The following is a 15,644-nucleotide window of genomic DNA, read 5'->3' as shown; positions in this document are numbered from 1 at the left end:
TATGGCGCCGGGCGCACCCCCTGAGGGGACGGGGCCGGTGCATTTGTCGTGGACGACCCCCGACATGCGATGGTCATCCGCGTTGTTCAAGACTGTAACCGAAGGCCCGGACAGTTGAGATAGTCGTCCGAACCGCGAGATGGATCACGCCGGACGATCCCATCCGATCACAGTGAGGGGGCGCGCACCATGCTGGAAGAGGTCGAGCGCTGGCTGGACACGCGCTCCTGGTCCGTGACCGATCGCCCGCTCCACCAGCTGCTCGCCGCGAAACGCGCCACCGGTCTGACGGTGAGCGTGGTGCTGCCCGCACTCGACGAGGAGGAGACGGTCGGCGACATCGTCACCGTCATCCGCCGTGAGCTGATCGAGAAGGTGCCGCTGGTCGACGAACTCGTCGTCGTCGACTCCGGCTCCACGGACGGCACGGCGGAGGTCGCGGCCGCCGCCGGCGCCCGTGTGGTGCACCGGGACGCCATCCTGCCGCGCATTCCCGCGCTGCCCGGCAAGGGCGAGGTGCTGTGGCGGTCACTGCTGGTCACCGAGGGCGACATCGTCTGTTTCATCGACGCGGACCTGAGGGAGTTCTCCGCCGACTTCGTCTCCGGGATCGTGGGACCGCTGCTCACCGAGCCGGACGTCGCCCTCGTCAAGGCGATGTACGACCGGCCGCTCACCGTGTCCGACGGGACGGCGTCCGCCACGACCGCCGCCGGGCAGGGCGGACGGGTGACCGAGCTGATGGCGCGCCCGCTGTTGAACATGCACTGGCCGCAGCTGGCCGGGTTCGTGCAGCCGCTGGGCGGCGAGTACGCGGCCCGCAGGTCGCTCCTGGAGCGACTGCCGTTCCCCGTCGGATACGGCGTCGAGCTCGGCCTGCTCGTCGACTCGCTGCACACCGTGGGCCTGAACGCGCTGGCCCAGGTCGACGTCGGCGAGCGCCGGCACCGGCACCAGGACGGACAGGCGCTCGGCCGGATGGCCGCGGCGATCTACCGGACCGCACAGCTGCGGCTCGCACGCGGACACCTCGTGCGCCCCCGGCTCACCCAGTTCGTACGGGGCGAGAACGGGTTCGAACCCCGCACCCACGACGTGGACACGGAGGAACGTCCGCCGATGGTGGACATCACGGAGTACATCGCGCGCCGGGTCGCGTGACCCGGGTGAGCCGACCGTATACAGGTGTGCACCCATGCGCCCGGCCGTACGTTTGAGCGTTTTCCCGGAGGGCTAGGTTTCGCGGTATGGCTTCCACGCAGGACGCACAGAACGCCCGCATTCTCGTAGCCTCGAACCGCGGCCCCGTCTCGTACGACCTCGCCGACGACGGAACGCTGCGTGCCCGCCGTGGCGGCGGCGGACTCGTCTCGGGACTCTCCGCCATCGGACCGGACGCGGGGGCCGTCTGGGTGTGTGCCGCCCTCGGCGACGGCGACCGTGAAGCGGTGCGGCGCACCGGCGGGATACTCGACCCGGCCGACACCGGCGGACAGCGGGTACGGATGCTGGGGATCGCGCCCGACGTTTACGCCGACGCGTACAACGGCATCGCCAACTCGGTGCTCTGGTTCGTGCACCACATGCTGTACCAGACCCCGTTCGAGCCCGTCTTCGACGAGAACTTCCGGAGCCAGTGGCGCTCCTACGAGACGTACAACCGCGCCTTCGCCGATGCGCTCGCCGAGGAGGCCGCCGAGGGAGCGGCGGTGCTGGTGCAGGACTACCACCTCGCGCTGGTGCCCGGGATGCTGCGCGAGCTCCGCCCCGATCTGCGGATCGGGCACTTCTCGCACACGCCGTGGGCGCCGCCGGACTACTTCCGCATCCTGCCGGACGACATCGCGGAACAGCTGCTGCGGGGCATCCTCGGCGCGGATCACGCCGGGTTCCTGACCCGGCGCTGGGCGGACGCGTTCACCGCGTGCTGCACCGCCCTGCCGGGCGGGACCGGGGACACCGAGATCGCCGTGCACGGGCTCGGCGCGGACGCCGACTTCCTGCGGGAGCGGTCACGGCGGGCGGACGTCGAGGAGCGCATGGCGGCGCTGCGCGAGCAGATCGGGACGGCGCCGGACGGAAGTCCCCGCAAGACGGTCGTCCGGGTCGACCGGACCGAGCTGTCGAAGAACATCGTCCGCGGGCTGCTCGCGTACCGGCAGCTCCTCGCGGACCACCCGGAGTGGCGCGAGCGGGTCGTGCACGTCGCCTTCGCCTATCCGTCACGGCAGGACCTGGCCGTCTACCGGCAGTACACGGCGGAGGTGGCGCGGATCGCGTCGGAGATCAACGACGAGTACGGGACCGAGGGCTGGACGCCGGTCGAGCTGCACGTCAAGGACGACTTCGCGCGCTCGCTCGGCGCGTACCGGCTCGCCGACGTGGCGTTGGTGAATCCGGTGCGCGACGGGATGAACCTGGTGGCCAAGGAGGTGCCGGTCGTCTCCGACGGGGGGTGCGTGCTGGTGCTGTCCCGGGAGGCGGGGGCGTACGAGGAGCTGGGCGACGAGGCGGTCACGGTCAATCCGTACGACGTGTCGGGTACCGCGGCCGCGCTGCACACGGCGTTGTCGCTCCCGGAGCACGAGCGGGCCGACCGTACGAAGCGGCTCGCCGCGGCGGCGACCGCGCTGCCCCCGGCACAGTGGTTCCTGGAGCAGCTGCGGGCGCTCGGGGGCTGACCGACGGGGCGTTGTCCGTGACGGGTTGTCCGACAGCGGGGTCCGTTTGTCCATGGGGGACCCGCCGGGGGCGCCGCCGGCGTCCGGGCCATGTCCGTGCGACGTACGACACGCTCAGTACGTACACGAACAACCTGTACTGGCACACCGCGCGACCCCGGGACACCTCCGCCGTGAACGCCGACCCCCTGCCGGCCTCGCCGACGCCCCGGGTCCCCGACGACGTCCGGCTGCGGGCCGGCTCCCCGGCGCGGGGAGCCGGAACGGTGAGCGGGGACGGGACGGCGCACGACTACTTCGGGAACCCGATCCTGGTGCCGTCGAACATCGGCGCGGATCAGAGCCGGGGACGCCAGGGCCTGTCGTCGAATTCCCGTCGCCGACAGGCCTAGGGGACGTCCCGGGAGAGCCGGTCCGCCAGGGCCGCGAGGAGGCGTACGACGCCGGGCGGGCCGTCCACCACCAGGTCGGCGCGCTCGGCGAGCTCCGTCACCTCGGCGCTGCCGCTGCACACCAGCAGGCCGGGCACCCCGTCCGAGCGGAGCTTGTCGACGGCGGCGAACGCGGGCAGGTCGCCGAGGTCGTCGCCCGCGTACACGACGGCACCGGCGTCGATCTCGCGCGCGAACTCGGAGAGCGCGACGCCCTTGTCCACGCCGGGCGGGCGCAGCTCCAGGACCATCCGGCCCGGCTCGACGACGAGTCCGTGCCGGGCCGCGAGGTCGGCCAGCGGGTCACGCAGCGCGTCGAACGCGGCCTGCGGGTCCTCGGCGCGGCGGGTGTGGACGGCGACCGCGCGGCCCTTCTCCTCGATCCAGACGCCGTGCCAGGCGCCGATCCGGTCCAGGAGACCCGGCAGTTCGGCGCGGACGGCGGCGACGCCGGGGTGCGGGGGCGGGGCGTGCACGGTGCCGGTGCGGGCGTCCCAGCGTTCGGCACCGTAGTGGCCGAGAACCACCAGGTGCTCCAGGCCAGGCACGTCGGCGAAGCCGCCGTGGCGGACGGCGACGCCCGCGGGGCGTCCCGTGATCACCGCGACGGAGCGCACCTTCGGCGACAGCGCGGCCAGTGCCGGGACGGCGTCCGCGTGGGCGCGGGCCTGTTCCGGGTCGTCCACGATGGGGGCGAGGGTGCCGTCGAAGTCGAGGGCGATCAAGGCCCGGTCGGGCCGGGTCAGGAGAGCGTCGAGGCCGTCACGGCCGGCAGGAGTCACCGGCGTCGGCAAGGAGTCCGGAAGGCTGCCCATGTGCCGACCCTATCCGGGGTCAGCGCTCCGCGCGGCGAGCCTCCCGGACACGGCGCAGCCGATTGACGGTGACCGGGTCGTGGGCCAGGGCCCTGGGATCGTCCAGAAGGGCGTTGAGGAGCTGGTAGTAGCGGACGGGGGCCATGCCGAGCTCCTCGCGGATGGCACGTTCCTTGGCGCCGGCGGTCGGCCAGCCGCGCCGCTCCAGCGCCAGCACCTCGCGGTCGCGCTCCGACAGGTCTCCCTCGTCCACACCGGAACCGTAGCGGACGCCGTCCGGGCCGCCGGCCGGCACCGTGGCATCCGGCCCGCCCGGCGTCCGGTGACGAGGCGGACCGGGCCGGTGCGGGATCCGGGGGGGGCCGGTACCGGGACAGGGCGGGGCGGCGTGCGCACGGCCGCCCCTCCGGTTCGGCGCAGCCGGGGACTACTCCGCGTTGTCCATCGTCGCGGCCTCCCGCTGGAGCTGGCCCAGGATGGAGGCCGGGTTGCCGTTGGGGGCCACCGCCTTGCCTATCTGCTGCTTGACGTTGGCGCTGACCTGCGCCCAGGACGTCTTGCCGACGGGATAGAGCTGGGCGTTCGGGAGTTCCTTGAGGAACGCGGCGAGCTGGCTGTCCTTGCCGTCGGAGGCCATCGTCTCGGACGCCGACGTGGTGACCGGCAGCAGGTCGTACTCGCGCGAGAAGGCGAGGACGTTCTGCTCGTCGTACACGAAGTCGAGGAACTTGCCGATCTCCTTGCGGTGGCCGTGCTGCTTGAAGGCCATCATCCAGTCGGCGACGCCCATCGTGGCCCTGGCCTTGCCGTTGACGCCGGGCATCGGGACCATGCCGAACTTCACGCCCTTGCGGGCCGCCATCTGCATCAGCGTGGGGTGGCCGTTGAGCATGCCGACCTCGCCGCGCGTGAAGGCGGCGAAGGCGTCGGCGCGGTTGAGCTTGCCGGGCAGGGTCGGGCCGGTGAGGCCCTTGCCGACGAGCTCGTTCTTCAGCCAGCTGAACGTGGCGACGTTCGGCTTGGAGTCGAGGCTGTAGGTGCCGACGTTGTCGGTGTAGCCGTCGCCGCCGCTGAGCAGCCACATCATGGTCTCGGCCTGTGCCTCCTCCGGGCCGAGCGGCAGCGCGTACGGGATCTTCACGCCGCGCGCCTTGAGGACCTTGGCGTCGGCCTGCAGCTGGCTCCAGCTCTGCGGCGGGGTGAGGCGGGCGTCCCGGAACAGCTTCTTGTTGTAGAAGAGCAGGCGGGTGGAGGCGGCGAACGGCATGCCGTACTGGACGCGGTTCACCAGGCCCGCGTCGCTCAGCGAGGGCAGGAAGTCGGCTTGCACGGGTATGGAGAGCACGTCGTCCGCGCTGTACAGCTTGTGCGCGGCGGCGTAGTCGGCGTACGCGCCGATCTGGGCCATGTCCGGGGCGTCGCCCTTGTCGACCATCTGCTTGACCTTGCGGTCGACGTCGTTCCACGAGTAGACGCTGACCTGGACCTTGATGCCCGGGTTCTTGGCCTCGAAGGAGCTCACGAGGCCGTCCCAGTACTTCTTGGAGCTGTTCTGGGGAGAGTCGCCGTAGTCGGCGGCCACCAGGTGCAGGGTGACGGCACCGGAGTCACCGGAGCTGCCGCAGCCGGCGAGCGTCGCCGTCATCCCCAGTGCGGCCACCGCCGCGGTCAGACCAGTCACGCGCCGCTGCACAGCGTGTCCCACCCACATTCGTGTTTCGTTCCATCGTCAATCAAGAGGTACAAGGTCTACACCACGTGTCCCACGATGCGGGCAACGGGTTCGATACGGCTGGGTCTCCACTGCGTCACCATGAACGCTTCAAGCTGCGCGAGTGGACTAGACCTCTCATGGGTGCAGGGGCCACACTGTCCCCCGTGAGACATGTCATCGCCCTGGACGTGGGCGGCACCGGGATGAAGGCGGCCCTGGTCGGGGCGGACGGCACCCTGCTCCACGAGGCCCGCCGCCCGACCGGCCGCGAGCGCGGTGCGGACGCGGTCGTGGAGTCGATCCTCGGCTTCGCCGCGGAGCTGCGCGCCCACGGCGAGACGCACTACGGCGTGTCCGCATCGGCGGCCGGCGTCGCCGTGCCGGGCATCGTCGACGCCGAGCGCGGCATCGCCGTGTACGCGGCGAACCTGGGCTGGCAGGACGTGCCGATGCGGGAGCTGCTCAGCCGACGGCTCGACGGGGTACCGGTGGCGCTCGGCCACGACGTGCGCACCGGCGGCCTCGCCGAGGGCCGTATCGGGGCGGGCAAGGGCTCGGACCGGTTCCTTTTCGTGCCGCTGGGTACCGGCATCGCGGGCGCCATCGGCATCGACGGCGCGGTCGAGGCGGGCGCGCACGGCTTCGCGGGCGAGATCGGCCATATCGTCGTGCGCCCGGGCGGCATCCCCTGTCCGTGCGGGCAGCGGGGCTGCCTGGAGCGGATGGCGTCCGCGTCGGCGGTGTCGCTCGCCTGGGCGGAGGCGAGCGGCGACCCCGAGGCGGACGCGGCGGACTGCGCCAAGGCCGTGGAGTCGGGCGACCCCCGCGCGGTCGCCGTCTGGCAGAACGCGGTGGACGCGCTCGCCGACGGGCTCGTCACGGCGCTCACCCTGCTGGACCCGCGCACCCTGATCATCGGTGGCGGTCTCGCCGAGGCGGGGGAAACCTTGTTCACACCACTGCGGGCCGCGGTCGAGCGGCGCGTCACCTTCCAGAAGCTGCCCGCGATCGTCCCGGCCGCGCTCGGTGACACGGCGGGCTGTCTGGGGGCGGGCCTGCTCGCCTGGGACCTGCTCGCCGGCCGTGCCGACCGCAGCCACCGGACCGGCCGGGCCCTCCGGGCCGACGGCGCGGACCGGACCGGCCGGCCGGTGGCCCCGCAGGACCCCGACGCCCGCCCCACGGACCCCACGGACCCCTCGGAGGTAACCACCTGATGGCCACTAGCAAGGTTCTCGCGGGGGCCCGGGTGGTGCTGCCCACCGGCACGGTCGACGGCGGCCGGGTGATCGTCGAGGGCACGCGGATCGCGAACCGCGCAGGGGAGGACGCGGAGACGCTCGACCTCTCCGGCCACTGGGTGGTCCCCGGCTTCGTCGACCTCCACAACCACGGCGGCGGCGGCGCTTCCTTCACCAACGGTTCCGTCGAGGACGTCCTCCAGGGTGTCCGGACCCACCGGCTGCACGGCACGACCACGGTCGTCGCGTCGACGGTGACCGGCGACATGGACGCCCTGGCGCAGCGCGCCGGGCTGCTGTCCGAGCTGGCGGAGCAGGACGACATCGCGGGCATCCACTTCGAGGGCCCTTTCATCTCGCCGTGCCGCAAGGGCGCCCACTCCGCCGAGCTGCTGCGCGACCCGGACCCCGCCGAGGTCCGCAAACTGGTCGACGCTGCGCGCGGCCGGGCCGTCATGGTCACCCTCGCCGCCGAGCTGCCGGGCGGCCTGGACTCCGTGCGGCTGCTCGCCGAACACGGCGTGATCGCGGCGATCGGGCACACCGACGCGACGTACGAGCAGACCGTGGAGGCGATCGACGCGGGCGCCACCGTGGCGACGCACCTGTTCAACGCGATGCCCGCGCTCGGCCACCGTGCGCCGGGCCCGATCGCGGCGCTGCTGGAGGACGAGCGGGTCACCGTCGAGCTCATCAACGACGGGACCCATCTGCACCCGGCCGCACTGGAGCTGGCGTTCCGTCATGCGGGGCCGGACCGGGTCGCCTTCATCACCGACGCGATGGACGCGGCGGGCTTCGGCGACGGCACCTACCATCTGGGGCCACTGGCGGTCGAGGTCAGGGACGGAGTCGCGCGGCTCGCGGAGGGCGGTTCGATCGCGGGCTCCACGCTGACGCTGGACCGCGCCTTCCAGCGGGCGGCCACCGTCGACCGGCTGCCCGTCGAGGACATCGTGCGGGCCGTCTCGGCCAACCCCGCGAAGCTCCTCGGCCGATACGACACGGTGGGCTCCCTCGAAGCGGGCAAGGACGCCGACCTGGTGGTTCTGGACGCCGGCTTCACGCTCAAGGGCGTGATGCGCAAGGGCGAATGGGTGGTTGTGCCCGAACTCGGCTGATTCTCGACCCGGTTCGGTGGCGGTGGGCGACCCACGGTCTGGGCCTACCGCCATGTCTTTGGCATGATCAGGCCCCGAACCATGGGTAAGGACAGTCTTTCGGGGGAGGGCCACGTGATCCTCACGGTCACGCTGAACACCGCTCTCGACATCACGTATCGCGTTCCGTCACTGCGGCCCCATGCCTCGCACCGCGTGTCCGAGGTGTTGCAGCGGCCGGGCGGCAAGGGCCTCAACGTGGCCCGGATCCTGGCCGCGCTGGGCCACGAGGTGACGGTCACCGGATTCGCGGGCGGCGGCACGGGCCGTGCGCTGCGGGACGCGCTCGCCGAGGTGGACGGCCTCACGGACGCGCTGGTGCCGGTCGCCGGTGCGACCCGGCGCACGATAGCCGTGGTCGACGCGGCCTCCGGCGACACGACACAGCTCAACGAACCGGGCCCGCACGTCTCCTCCGCCGAGTGGGCGGCGTTCACCGGGACGTACGAGGCACTGCTCACGCGGCCGTCGTGCGCCGCCGTGGCCCTGTGCGGCAGCCTGCCGCCGGGGGTGCCCGTGGGTGCCTACGCCCAACTGGTGCGGACCGCCCGGACTGCGGGCGTTCCCGTGCTGCTCGACACCAGCGGCGAACCCCTGCGCCGCGGGCTCGCCGCCCGTCCCGACATCATCAAGCCGAATGCCGACGAACTCGCCGAGCTGACGGGCTCCCACGATCCGTCGCAGGCCACCCGTGACGCCCGCCGTCGCGGGGCCCGCACGGTCGTCGCCTCGCTCGGCGCCCGCGGCCTCTTCGCCGTCACCCCCGACGGCACATGGCAGGCCGCGCCCCCGGCCCGCACCCATGGCAACCCGACCGGCGCCGGCGACTCGGCGGTCGCCGGCCTGCTGTCGGGCCTGGTGGAAAACCTCCCCTGGCCGGACCGCCTCTCCCGGGCCGTCGCCCTCTCTGCGGCGACGGTACTGGCGCCGGTGGCGGGGGAGTTCGACCGCGACACCTACGAGAAGCTGCTGGGCCAGACCACCGTCACGCAATAGCCGACCGGGGCGTGAGCTCGCGACCTGCCGGGCACCCTCTGATCCTCCGTCGAGCCAAGGTAATTGCCGTTCCGCAGCCAAGGCAGCATTCGGCCATTTAAAAGCGGGGGGAACTAAACTCCCCGGCCAGAATGGCAAGATATGGCACTCCCCCATCGCCATATCGGTCGCGATTCTGACATACGCTTGCTAGCTTTCAGGCCCCCGATTTTGGAGAGACGTGAAGCGCGCAGTAGCGATTCCGGTAACTGGATTGGCGGCACTGGTCTTAGCTGTCGCGGTATCCACACCCGCCCAGGCAGCAACAAGCGCTTGTGGTACGTCAGGCGCCTACGGGTCATGGAGCGGTACACCTGTGGACCCGACCCTGGTAAAGCCCCTGACGCTCGGGGTGAAGGACATGGCATCGGACGGACACCACCCGGCTGTCCGCTTCGTGACCAAGGACTACAACGGGCACCCCAAGTACTGGTCCTGGCACCACAACTATGACAACGCACCGAACTGGAAGTACTGGACCACTGAAGCCAGCTACAACGGGGGAATGTTTGCCTGGACCGTAGAGGTCGCAAATTTCGACGGCAGTAGAATTCTCAACCGTTACACGTGCCCCTGGGTGCATTCGTGAGCTGAGCAACGGGAGCGGGTCGCTTCAACGAGGCGCCCGCTCCCGGAACCCGAGGCTTAATTCTTGACGTGACCGGCCTTCAGCCAGACCTGGTCGAGATTGAAGTCGCACTGGTCGCCGCTCTCGCAGGAGATAGTCAGCGTGTTTGTGCCCTTGTTGAGCGAGATCCAGGCAAACGTCTTCGTCCAGCCCTTGTCCCAGGCCCCTTCTGGAGCGTGGGCGAAGTTGTCCATGTTGAGCTTCTGATTCGAGGATTGGCTGTTCACCGTGAGGGTCGGCTTCGCAGCCTTTCCAGGGACGCCGTACCCCACGAAGAGGGTGTAGTCACCGCTCTTGGGCACGCTCACCGTCCAGGTGGCCGACGCGCCGGGCTGGTTGAAGTTCCCGACGTAGACGCCGCCCGCGGACTTGGCTCCCGGGATGTCCGACGCCGTGGTGGCGCCGCTCAGCTTGAGCGCCTTGGCGTCGGACTTGGGCAGTTCGCCCGGTGCCTGGCTGGAGTTCGAGGCGTTGTCCGTCGGCTCGGACGACTGGGTGGCCGCCGGGCCGGAGCCCGCCTGGTCGTCCGTGCCCTTGTTGTCCTTGCCGCCGGTGAGGACGGCCACGCCGATCCCGATGACCACGACGGCGACCACGGCGACGGCGCCGATCAGGAGGCCCTTGGTGTTGGGGCCGCGGCCCCGGCCGCCGGACGGCGGCGGGGACTGGCGGGGAGCACCGCCCGGGAGGGTCTCGGGAGCCTGGTAGTGCGGGTTCGGGCGACCCTGCTGCGGGACCTGGCCGTATGCGGCCGTGGGCGCCTGCCCGTACGCCGCGGTCTGCCCCTGCTGTCCGTACTGTCGGTCACCGACCGTACGGACGCGATTGACGGAGCGGGGCCCCGGGTATCCATAGCCACCGCCCCCGCTCGGCGGGGTGGCGCCGGATGCCTGTCCGTCGGCGTACAGATAGCCGAACGGGTCCTCGTTCTCGGGCGTGCTCGCGCCGTTGTTGCCGGCCGTCATCCCTTCGTCACTCCTCAGCGGGTGCAGTGCGGTCAGTGGGGGACTTGGCGAGCCTACCCCCATCAGGTGACGCAAACAGGTGTCCTGGACCGCATCGAAACGCTGACCTGGGGCTCAGCCGGCCCGCCTGTGCTGTTTCGCACGCGAACGCTTCTCCACGTACATCCTCTGGTCGGCCGACTGCAGGACCTCCTCGGCCGTCATCCCGCAGTGCGCCCACCCGATCCCGAAGCTCGCGCCGACCCGTACGGCCCTGCCGTCGACCCGGATCGGCGGGATGATCGCGTTCCGCAGCCGCACCGCGAGGTCCTGTGCGTCGGCGCGGCCGAGTCCGTCCGCGAGCACGACGAACTCGTCGCCGCCGAGCCGTGCCACGGTGTCCCCGTCGCGCACACCGTGGGTGAGCCGTCGCGCCACCTCGATGAGCACGGCGTCACCCGTGTGGTGCCCGAACCGGTCGTTGATCGACTTGAAGCCGTCGAGGTCGCAGAAGAGGACCGCGAGGCCCTTCGCGCCGTCGTCGGTGTCGCCCTCGGGGGCGATGGTGTGGACGTGCCCGTCGAAGCCGTCGTACGCCGGGAGGCGCTGCCCCTCGCCGGGGGCGTAGTCGAAACCGGGGCCCTGGCCGTCGTCCCCGATGTTCTCGAATCCACTCGAGCCGGGCGGACCCCCGCCGAAGGCGGCGCGGGCGCCGGGGCCGCCGAACGCCGCGTCCAGGGACTCGGCGGCATCGTGCGGCAGCGACTGCGGGCGGCGGCACAGCCGCGAGGAGAGCCGGGCGCGCAGTTCGGCGCTGTTGGGCAGTCCGGTCAGCGAGTCGTGGCTGGCCCGGTGGGCGAGCTGGAGCTCGCGCCGCTTGCGGTCCTCGATGTCCTCGACGTGCGTGAGCAGGAAGCGCGGACCGTCCGCGGCGTCCGCGACGACGCTGTTGCGCAGGGACACCCACACATACGTGCCGTCCCGCCGCCCCAGTCGCAGCTCGGCCCGGCCGCCCTCGGCGGAGGTGCGCAGCAGCGTGCCGATGTCCTCGGGGTGGACGAGGTCGGAGAACGAGTAGCGCCGCATGGCCGACGCGGGCCGGCCGAGCAACCGGCACAACGCGTCGTTGGTCCGCAGGATCCGGCCGTGCTGGTCCCCGCCCAGCTCGGCGATCGCCATGCCGCTCGGCGCGTACTCGAAGGCCTGCCGAAACGACTCCTCACTGGCCCGCAGCGCCTGCTGCTCCCGCTCCAGACGGACGAGCGCGCGCTGCATGTTTGCTCGCAGCCGGGCGTTGCTGATCGCAATGGCGGCCTGGAACGCGTACATCTGGAGCGCCTCGCGCCCCCAGGCACCGGGTCGACGGCCGTTGCGGGGCCGGTCGACCGAGATGACGCCGATGAGCTCGCCCCCGGAGGCGCCCGGCGCGTACATGGGCGCGAAGAGGCGGTCGGCGTAGTGCCACTCGTCCTCGAAGCGCGGCTCGGGGCCGTCGGTGTGCCACTGGGGCACGTCGTCGTCGTCGAGGACCCAGCCCTCGGTGTGCGGGATGAACCGCAGGTCGCCCCAGGCCTCGCCCATGCTCAGCCGGCGGTCCCAGGAGCCGCGGGAGCCCACGCGGCCGGTGATGAGGGCCTCGGCGGCGGCGTTGCCGGAGAACGCGGCGACGACGAGGTCTCCGTCGGGACGCACGAGGTTCACGCAGGCCAGCTCGTACCCGAGGCCGTTGACGACGCCGTCGGCGACGGTCTGCAGCGTGTCGGCGAGGCTGCGCGCCGTGTTCATGTCCGCCATGACCTGGTGCAGCTGCCGCAGGGTCGCAAGACGGACGTAGGGCTCCGACTCGGTCTCCATGCTTAGCTCTCCCCGAGGGACTCCGACAGCAACTCCAAGCTTGGTCATCGGTCTACGGACGCGCGTCGGCGCGTACTCCTAGCAGTGTCTCCGCCACTGAATCACAGCGCGCTGCCCAGCCGGTACACAGGGTCAACAAAATATGGCACCTGTGACTCAAGTCACAACAGGGGCCGAACGGTTGGGCCGTGCATTTACTGTCCGGCCGTCTACTTACTGAACGCAAATACCTCCGTGCTCGCGGCCGGCGGTCGGCTGCTTTCCCGGCGTTCTCCCGCGTACTCCCGCAGGCCGCCGCCGCACGGGGACCTAGGTCCCCTCCCCTAGGTCCCGGCTCCGTCCGGGGCCCGATCCGGCGGCCGGGAGCGCCCGGTTAGCGTTTTCCCGTGCTGAAGACGCCCGCGCCGAAGACCCTCCGTGTCCCGCCCGCCCCGACCGCCGACGGGCATGCTGTGGGGGTGAGCGATGACGAGTTCCGTGCCGCGATGTCCCGGCTCGCCGCGGGTGTGGTCCTGGTGACCGCGCGCGAACCCGCGCTCGCCCCCGACGGGCCGCGCTGCGAGGACGTGGGTATGACGGCGACGGCCTTCATGTCGGTGTCCCTGGACCCGCCGCTCGTCCTGGTCAGCCTGCGCGAGGGGTCCCGCATGGACGACCTGCTCGCCGAACAGCCCCGGTGGGCGGTCTCCGTCCTCACCGAGAGCCAGCGGCACATCGCCGGCCGCTTCGCCATGAAGGGCCGGATCAGCGACCGCCTCCTCTTCGAGGACATCCCCTACGTCCGCGGCGAGGTCTCCGGCGCCCCCATGGTCGGCGGAGCCCTGGCCACCCTGGAGTGCCACACGGAGCAGCGCGTCGAGGCGGGCGACCACACCCTCGTCATCGGCCGCGTCCTGACGGCTCATCTGCCGAGCGCGGAGGGGGGTCCGCTGCTGTACTTCAGGGGCCGCTACCGGCACCTGGCGTGAACGCCGCCCGGTTCCGCCCCCGTCCCGGCACGGACGTCGCCGGGTTCGGCGCCGGTCCCGGCGCACACGCCGCCGGGTTCGACCCGCGTCCCCCGCGCGAACGCCGCCGGATTCGGCCCGCGTCACCGTGCGGACGCCGCCCGGTTCAGCTCCAGTCCCGCCCCGAACGCCCCCGCTTGGTCTCACCGCGCTGCTTCTTCTCGCGCAGCCGCCGCTCGTTGATCCCCCGCGGAATCCGTGTGGCCCTGCGCGGCTTGGGCGGCGGCGCCGACGCCTCGGCCAGCAGCGAGGCGAGCCGCACGGCCGCAGTCTCGCGGTTGCGCCACTGCGACCGGTGCTCCGACGCGCGGACGGTGACCACACCCCCCACCAGCCGCCCGGCGAGCCGCGCCAGCGCGCGGTCCTTCCAGACCGGCGGCAGCGCCTCGGTCCGTGCCAGGTCGAAGCTCAACTCGACCTGGGTGTCGCTCGTGTTGACGTGCTGACCGCCCGGGCCGGAGGAGCGGGAGAAACGCCACATCAGCTCGGCCTCCGGCAGGGCGACCGAACCGCGGATGACATAGGGACCGGACATGACTCCCATGGTCCCGGCTCCCGGCAGTGCCCGCACCCGAATTTGCGGACGCCCCGGGGCCGGAGAGACCGCCCGCGGGGGCGGGAGAAGCCACCCCGGTGGCCGGGGAGACCGTTTCGCGGGGCCGGGGGGAGACCGCCCGGGGTCTGGGGTGATGCCCCCGCCGGGTCCCGAGCGGCCCCGCGGACGCCGTACCGCTCCCGTCCGGCTCCCGTCCCGCCTACCGTCCAGGGTGAACGGAGTAAAGAAAGCAAAGAACCCTGGAACCTTCACACCCCTGCCCGGCGTTCATAGCGGTGACGGTAGCTTCGACCCTGCGAAGCCCGCAGACACGATTCTAGGAAGGGACCTCCCGACATGGCTGTAAGCCTGACCAAGGGCGGCAACGTCTCGCTCACCAAGGAGGCGCCGGGCCTCTCCGCCGTCACGGTGGGCCTCGGCTGGGACGTCCGGACCACCACGGGCACCGACTTCGACCTGGACGCCTCGGCCATCGCGGTGAACCCCCAGGGCAAGGTCTACTCCGACGCGCACTTCGTCTTCTTCAACAACAAGCAGACGCCGGACCAGTCCATCGTCCACACCGGCGACAACCGCACGGGCGAGGGCGCAGGCGACGACGAGGCGATCAACGTCAACCTTGCGGCCCTCCCGGCCGACGTCGACAAGATCGTGTTCCCGGTCTCCATCTACGACGCCGAGACCCGCAGCCAGAACTTCGGTCAGGTGCGCAACGCGTACATCCGCATCGTCAACCAGGCCGGCGGCGCCGAGATCGCGCGCTACGACCTGTCGGAGGACGCCGCCACCGAGACCGCGATGGTCTTCGGCGAGCTGTACCGCAACGGCGCGGAGTGGAAGTTCCGCGCGGTCGGCCAGGGCTACGCCTCCGGCCTGGTCGGCATCGCCCAGGACTTCGGCGTGAACGTCTGAGTTCCGGCGTGAACGTCTGACGTCCCGTCGCACCTCGAGAGCCCCCGGTCGCGCGCCCGCGGCCGGGGGCCTCGTGCTCCACCCGGCCGACCACGGCCACGCCGGGCCGCGACCCGGACCGGGCCCACGGCGGCCCGGTAGTTTGCCCGAGTGCTCCTAGAACCCCTCTCCCCCGCCCCCGATCACGACATTCCGGGGCCCCTGCTGTCGGAACTCACCGTCCTCTACGCCTCGAACCGCGAGTTCCTCGCCCTCAGCGGCGACTTCCCCGACCCGGACGACATCCGGCCCGAGCACGTCGCCACCGCGCTCGCCGACGAACTCGCGCACCCGGACGCCGAGGTGCTGCTCGCGCGCAGTGAGGGGAGCCTCGTCGGGGTGGCGGTCACGCTGGCCCACCACCCCGATCCGGCCGACCCGGATCCGTGGATCGGGCTGCTGATGGTGGACGCGGCCGCGCAGCGGCAGGGACACGGACGCCGGCTGGCGGCCCTCGTCGAGGAACGGTTCCGCGCCGCCGGCCGCACCGCGGTCCGCCTCGCCGTCCTGGACGGCAACCCCGGCGCGTTCGCCTTCTGGACGGCGCTCGGATACAAGACCGTCGGGCAGCGCAGGGACCTCCAACGGGGACGGCCCTGCACGGTGTTGCGCAAACCCCTGTGACAC

The 15,644-nt window shown here is 71.7% G+C and carries 16 protein-coding genes; 10 read left to right on the top strand and 6 right to left on the bottom strand.

Annotated features, from left to right (window positions below):
• Positions 1 to 189: 189 nt before the first annotated feature.
• From ACWCP6_RS06475 to ACWCP6_RS06465, 3 genes are all read left to right on the top strand, one after another.
• Complete coding sequence (locus ACWCP6_RS06475) at positions 190 to 1,161, top strand: glucosyl-3-phosphoglycerate synthase (RefSeq protein WP_450931226.1); 972 nt, start codon at positions 190 to 192, stop codon at positions 1,159 to 1,161.
• Positions 1,162 to 1,247: 86 nt separating this feature from the next.
• A complete protein-coding gene (locus ACWCP6_RS06470) occupies positions 1,248 to 2,681 on the top strand; it encodes an alpha,alpha-trehalose-phosphate synthase (UDP-forming) (RefSeq protein WP_450931225.1) in 1,434 nt (477 codons plus the stop codon).
• Positions 2,682 to 2,854: 173 nt separating this feature from the next.
• Positions 2,855 to 3,073 (top strand): hypothetical protein, encoded by a 219-nt coding sequence (locus ACWCP6_RS06465; RefSeq protein ID WP_450931224.1) that lies wholly within the window; start codon positions 2,855 to 2,857, stop codon positions 3,071 to 3,073.
• Here the strand turns inward: ACWCP6_RS06465 and otsB are convergent.
• The 3 genes from otsB to ACWCP6_RS06450 all read right to left on the bottom strand — a co-directional run bounded on the left by otsB (position 3,070) and on the right by ACWCP6_RS06450 (position 5,620).
• Positions 3,070 to 3,927, bottom strand: a complete 858-nt coding sequence (gene otsB, locus ACWCP6_RS06460) for a trehalose-phosphatase (RefSeq protein WP_450931223.1) — start codon at positions 3,925 to 3,927, stop codon at positions 3,070 to 3,072. The genes ACWCP6_RS06465 and otsB overlap by 4 nt on opposite strands.
• A gap of 19 nt (positions 3,928 to 3,946) precedes the next feature.
• On the bottom strand, positions 3,947 to 4,180 hold the full coding sequence (locus ACWCP6_RS06455) for a DUF3263 domain-containing protein (RefSeq protein ID WP_450931222.1): 234 nt from the start codon (positions 4,178 to 4,180) through the stop codon (positions 3,947 to 3,949).
• A gap of 174 nt (positions 4,181 to 4,354) precedes the next feature.
• Positions 4,355 to 5,620 (bottom strand): extracellular solute-binding protein, encoded by a 1,266-nt coding sequence (locus tag ACWCP6_RS06450; protein WP_450931575.1) that lies wholly within the window; start codon positions 5,618 to 5,620, stop codon positions 4,355 to 4,357.
• 185 nt (positions 5,621 to 5,805) lie between these two features.
• On the opposite strand from ACWCP6_RS06450, the gene ACWCP6_RS06445 reads away from it, so the two are divergent.
• The 4 genes from ACWCP6_RS06445 (at position 5,806) to ACWCP6_RS06430 (ending at position 9,666) form a co-directional block, all read left to right on the top strand.
• Positions 5,806 to 6,858, top strand: a complete 1,053-nt coding sequence (locus ACWCP6_RS06445) for an ROK family protein (RefSeq protein ID WP_450931221.1) — start codon at positions 5,806 to 5,808, stop codon at positions 6,856 to 6,858.
• Complete coding sequence (nagA, locus tag ACWCP6_RS06440; RefSeq protein WP_450931220.1) at positions 6,858 to 8,003, top strand: N-acetylglucosamine-6-phosphate deacetylase; 1,146 nt, start codon at positions 6,858 to 6,860, stop codon at positions 8,001 to 8,003. The genes ACWCP6_RS06445 and nagA overlap by 1 nt, the downstream gene beginning before the upstream one ends.
• 114 nt (positions 8,004 to 8,117) lie before the next feature.
• Positions 8,118 to 9,038 carry a 1-phosphofructokinase family hexose kinase gene (locus ACWCP6_RS06435; RefSeq protein WP_450931219.1) on the top strand — a complete coding sequence of 307 codons (921 nt, stop codon included), beginning with the start codon at positions 8,118 to 8,120 and terminating at the stop codon, positions 9,036 to 9,038.
• A 355-nt stretch (positions 9,039 to 9,393) separates the two neighbouring features.
• Positions 9,394 to 9,666 carry a hypothetical protein gene (locus tag ACWCP6_RS06430; RefSeq protein ID WP_450931218.1) on the top strand — a complete coding sequence of 91 codons (273 nt, stop codon included), beginning with the start codon at positions 9,394 to 9,396 and terminating at the stop codon, positions 9,664 to 9,666.
• A 56-nt stretch (positions 9,667 to 9,722) separates the two neighbouring features.
• Here ACWCP6_RS06430 and ACWCP6_RS06425 read toward each other — a convergent pair whose 3' ends face one another.
• Entirely contained in the window at positions 9,723 to 10,670 is a 948-nt protein-coding gene (locus tag ACWCP6_RS06425) for a carbohydrate-binding protein (protein WP_450931217.1), read from the bottom strand.
• 114 nt (positions 10,671 to 10,784) lie between these two features.
• The gene (gene cdgB, locus ACWCP6_RS06420; RefSeq protein WP_450931216.1) at positions 10,785 to 12,503 is read right to left on the bottom strand and encodes a diguanylate cyclase CdgB; all 1,719 of its coding nucleotides are present in this window, start codon (positions 12,501 to 12,503) and stop codon (positions 10,785 to 10,787) included.
• 386 nt (positions 12,504 to 12,889) lie between these two features.
• Between cdgB and ACWCP6_RS06415 the strand changes: the two genes are divergently transcribed.
• Positions 12,890 to 13,471, top strand: a complete 582-nt coding sequence (locus ACWCP6_RS06415) for a flavin reductase family protein (protein WP_450931215.1) — start codon at positions 12,890 to 12,892, stop codon at positions 13,469 to 13,471.
• A gap of 145 nt (positions 13,472 to 13,616) precedes the next feature.
• On the opposite strand, the gene arfB is transcribed toward ACWCP6_RS06415, so the two are convergent.
• Positions 13,617 to 14,045: an alternative ribosome rescue aminoacyl-tRNA hydrolase ArfB gene (gene arfB, locus ACWCP6_RS06410; protein WP_450931214.1), complete on the bottom strand. Its 429-nt coding sequence runs from the start codon at positions 14,043 to 14,045 to the stop codon at positions 13,617 to 13,619.
• 357 nt (positions 14,046 to 14,402) lie between these two features.
• Between arfB and ACWCP6_RS06405 the strand changes: the two genes are divergently transcribed.
• Positions 14,403 to 14,978, top strand: coding sequence for a TerD family protein (locus tag ACWCP6_RS06405; RefSeq protein ID WP_450931213.1), 576 nt, complete (start codon positions 14,403 to 14,405; stop codon positions 14,976 to 14,978).
• A gap of 150 nt (positions 14,979 to 15,128) precedes the next feature.
• Entirely contained in the window at positions 15,129 to 15,641 is a 513-nt protein-coding gene (locus tag ACWCP6_RS06400) for a GNAT family N-acetyltransferase (RefSeq protein ID WP_450931212.1), read from the top strand.
• Positions 15,642 to 15,644: the final 3 nt, after the last annotated feature.

Source organism: Streptomyces sp. NPDC002004, assembly GCF_053593975.1.
Note: the sequence above shows the minus strand (reverse complement) of the source record. Positions and strands in the feature narration are given on the sequence as shown.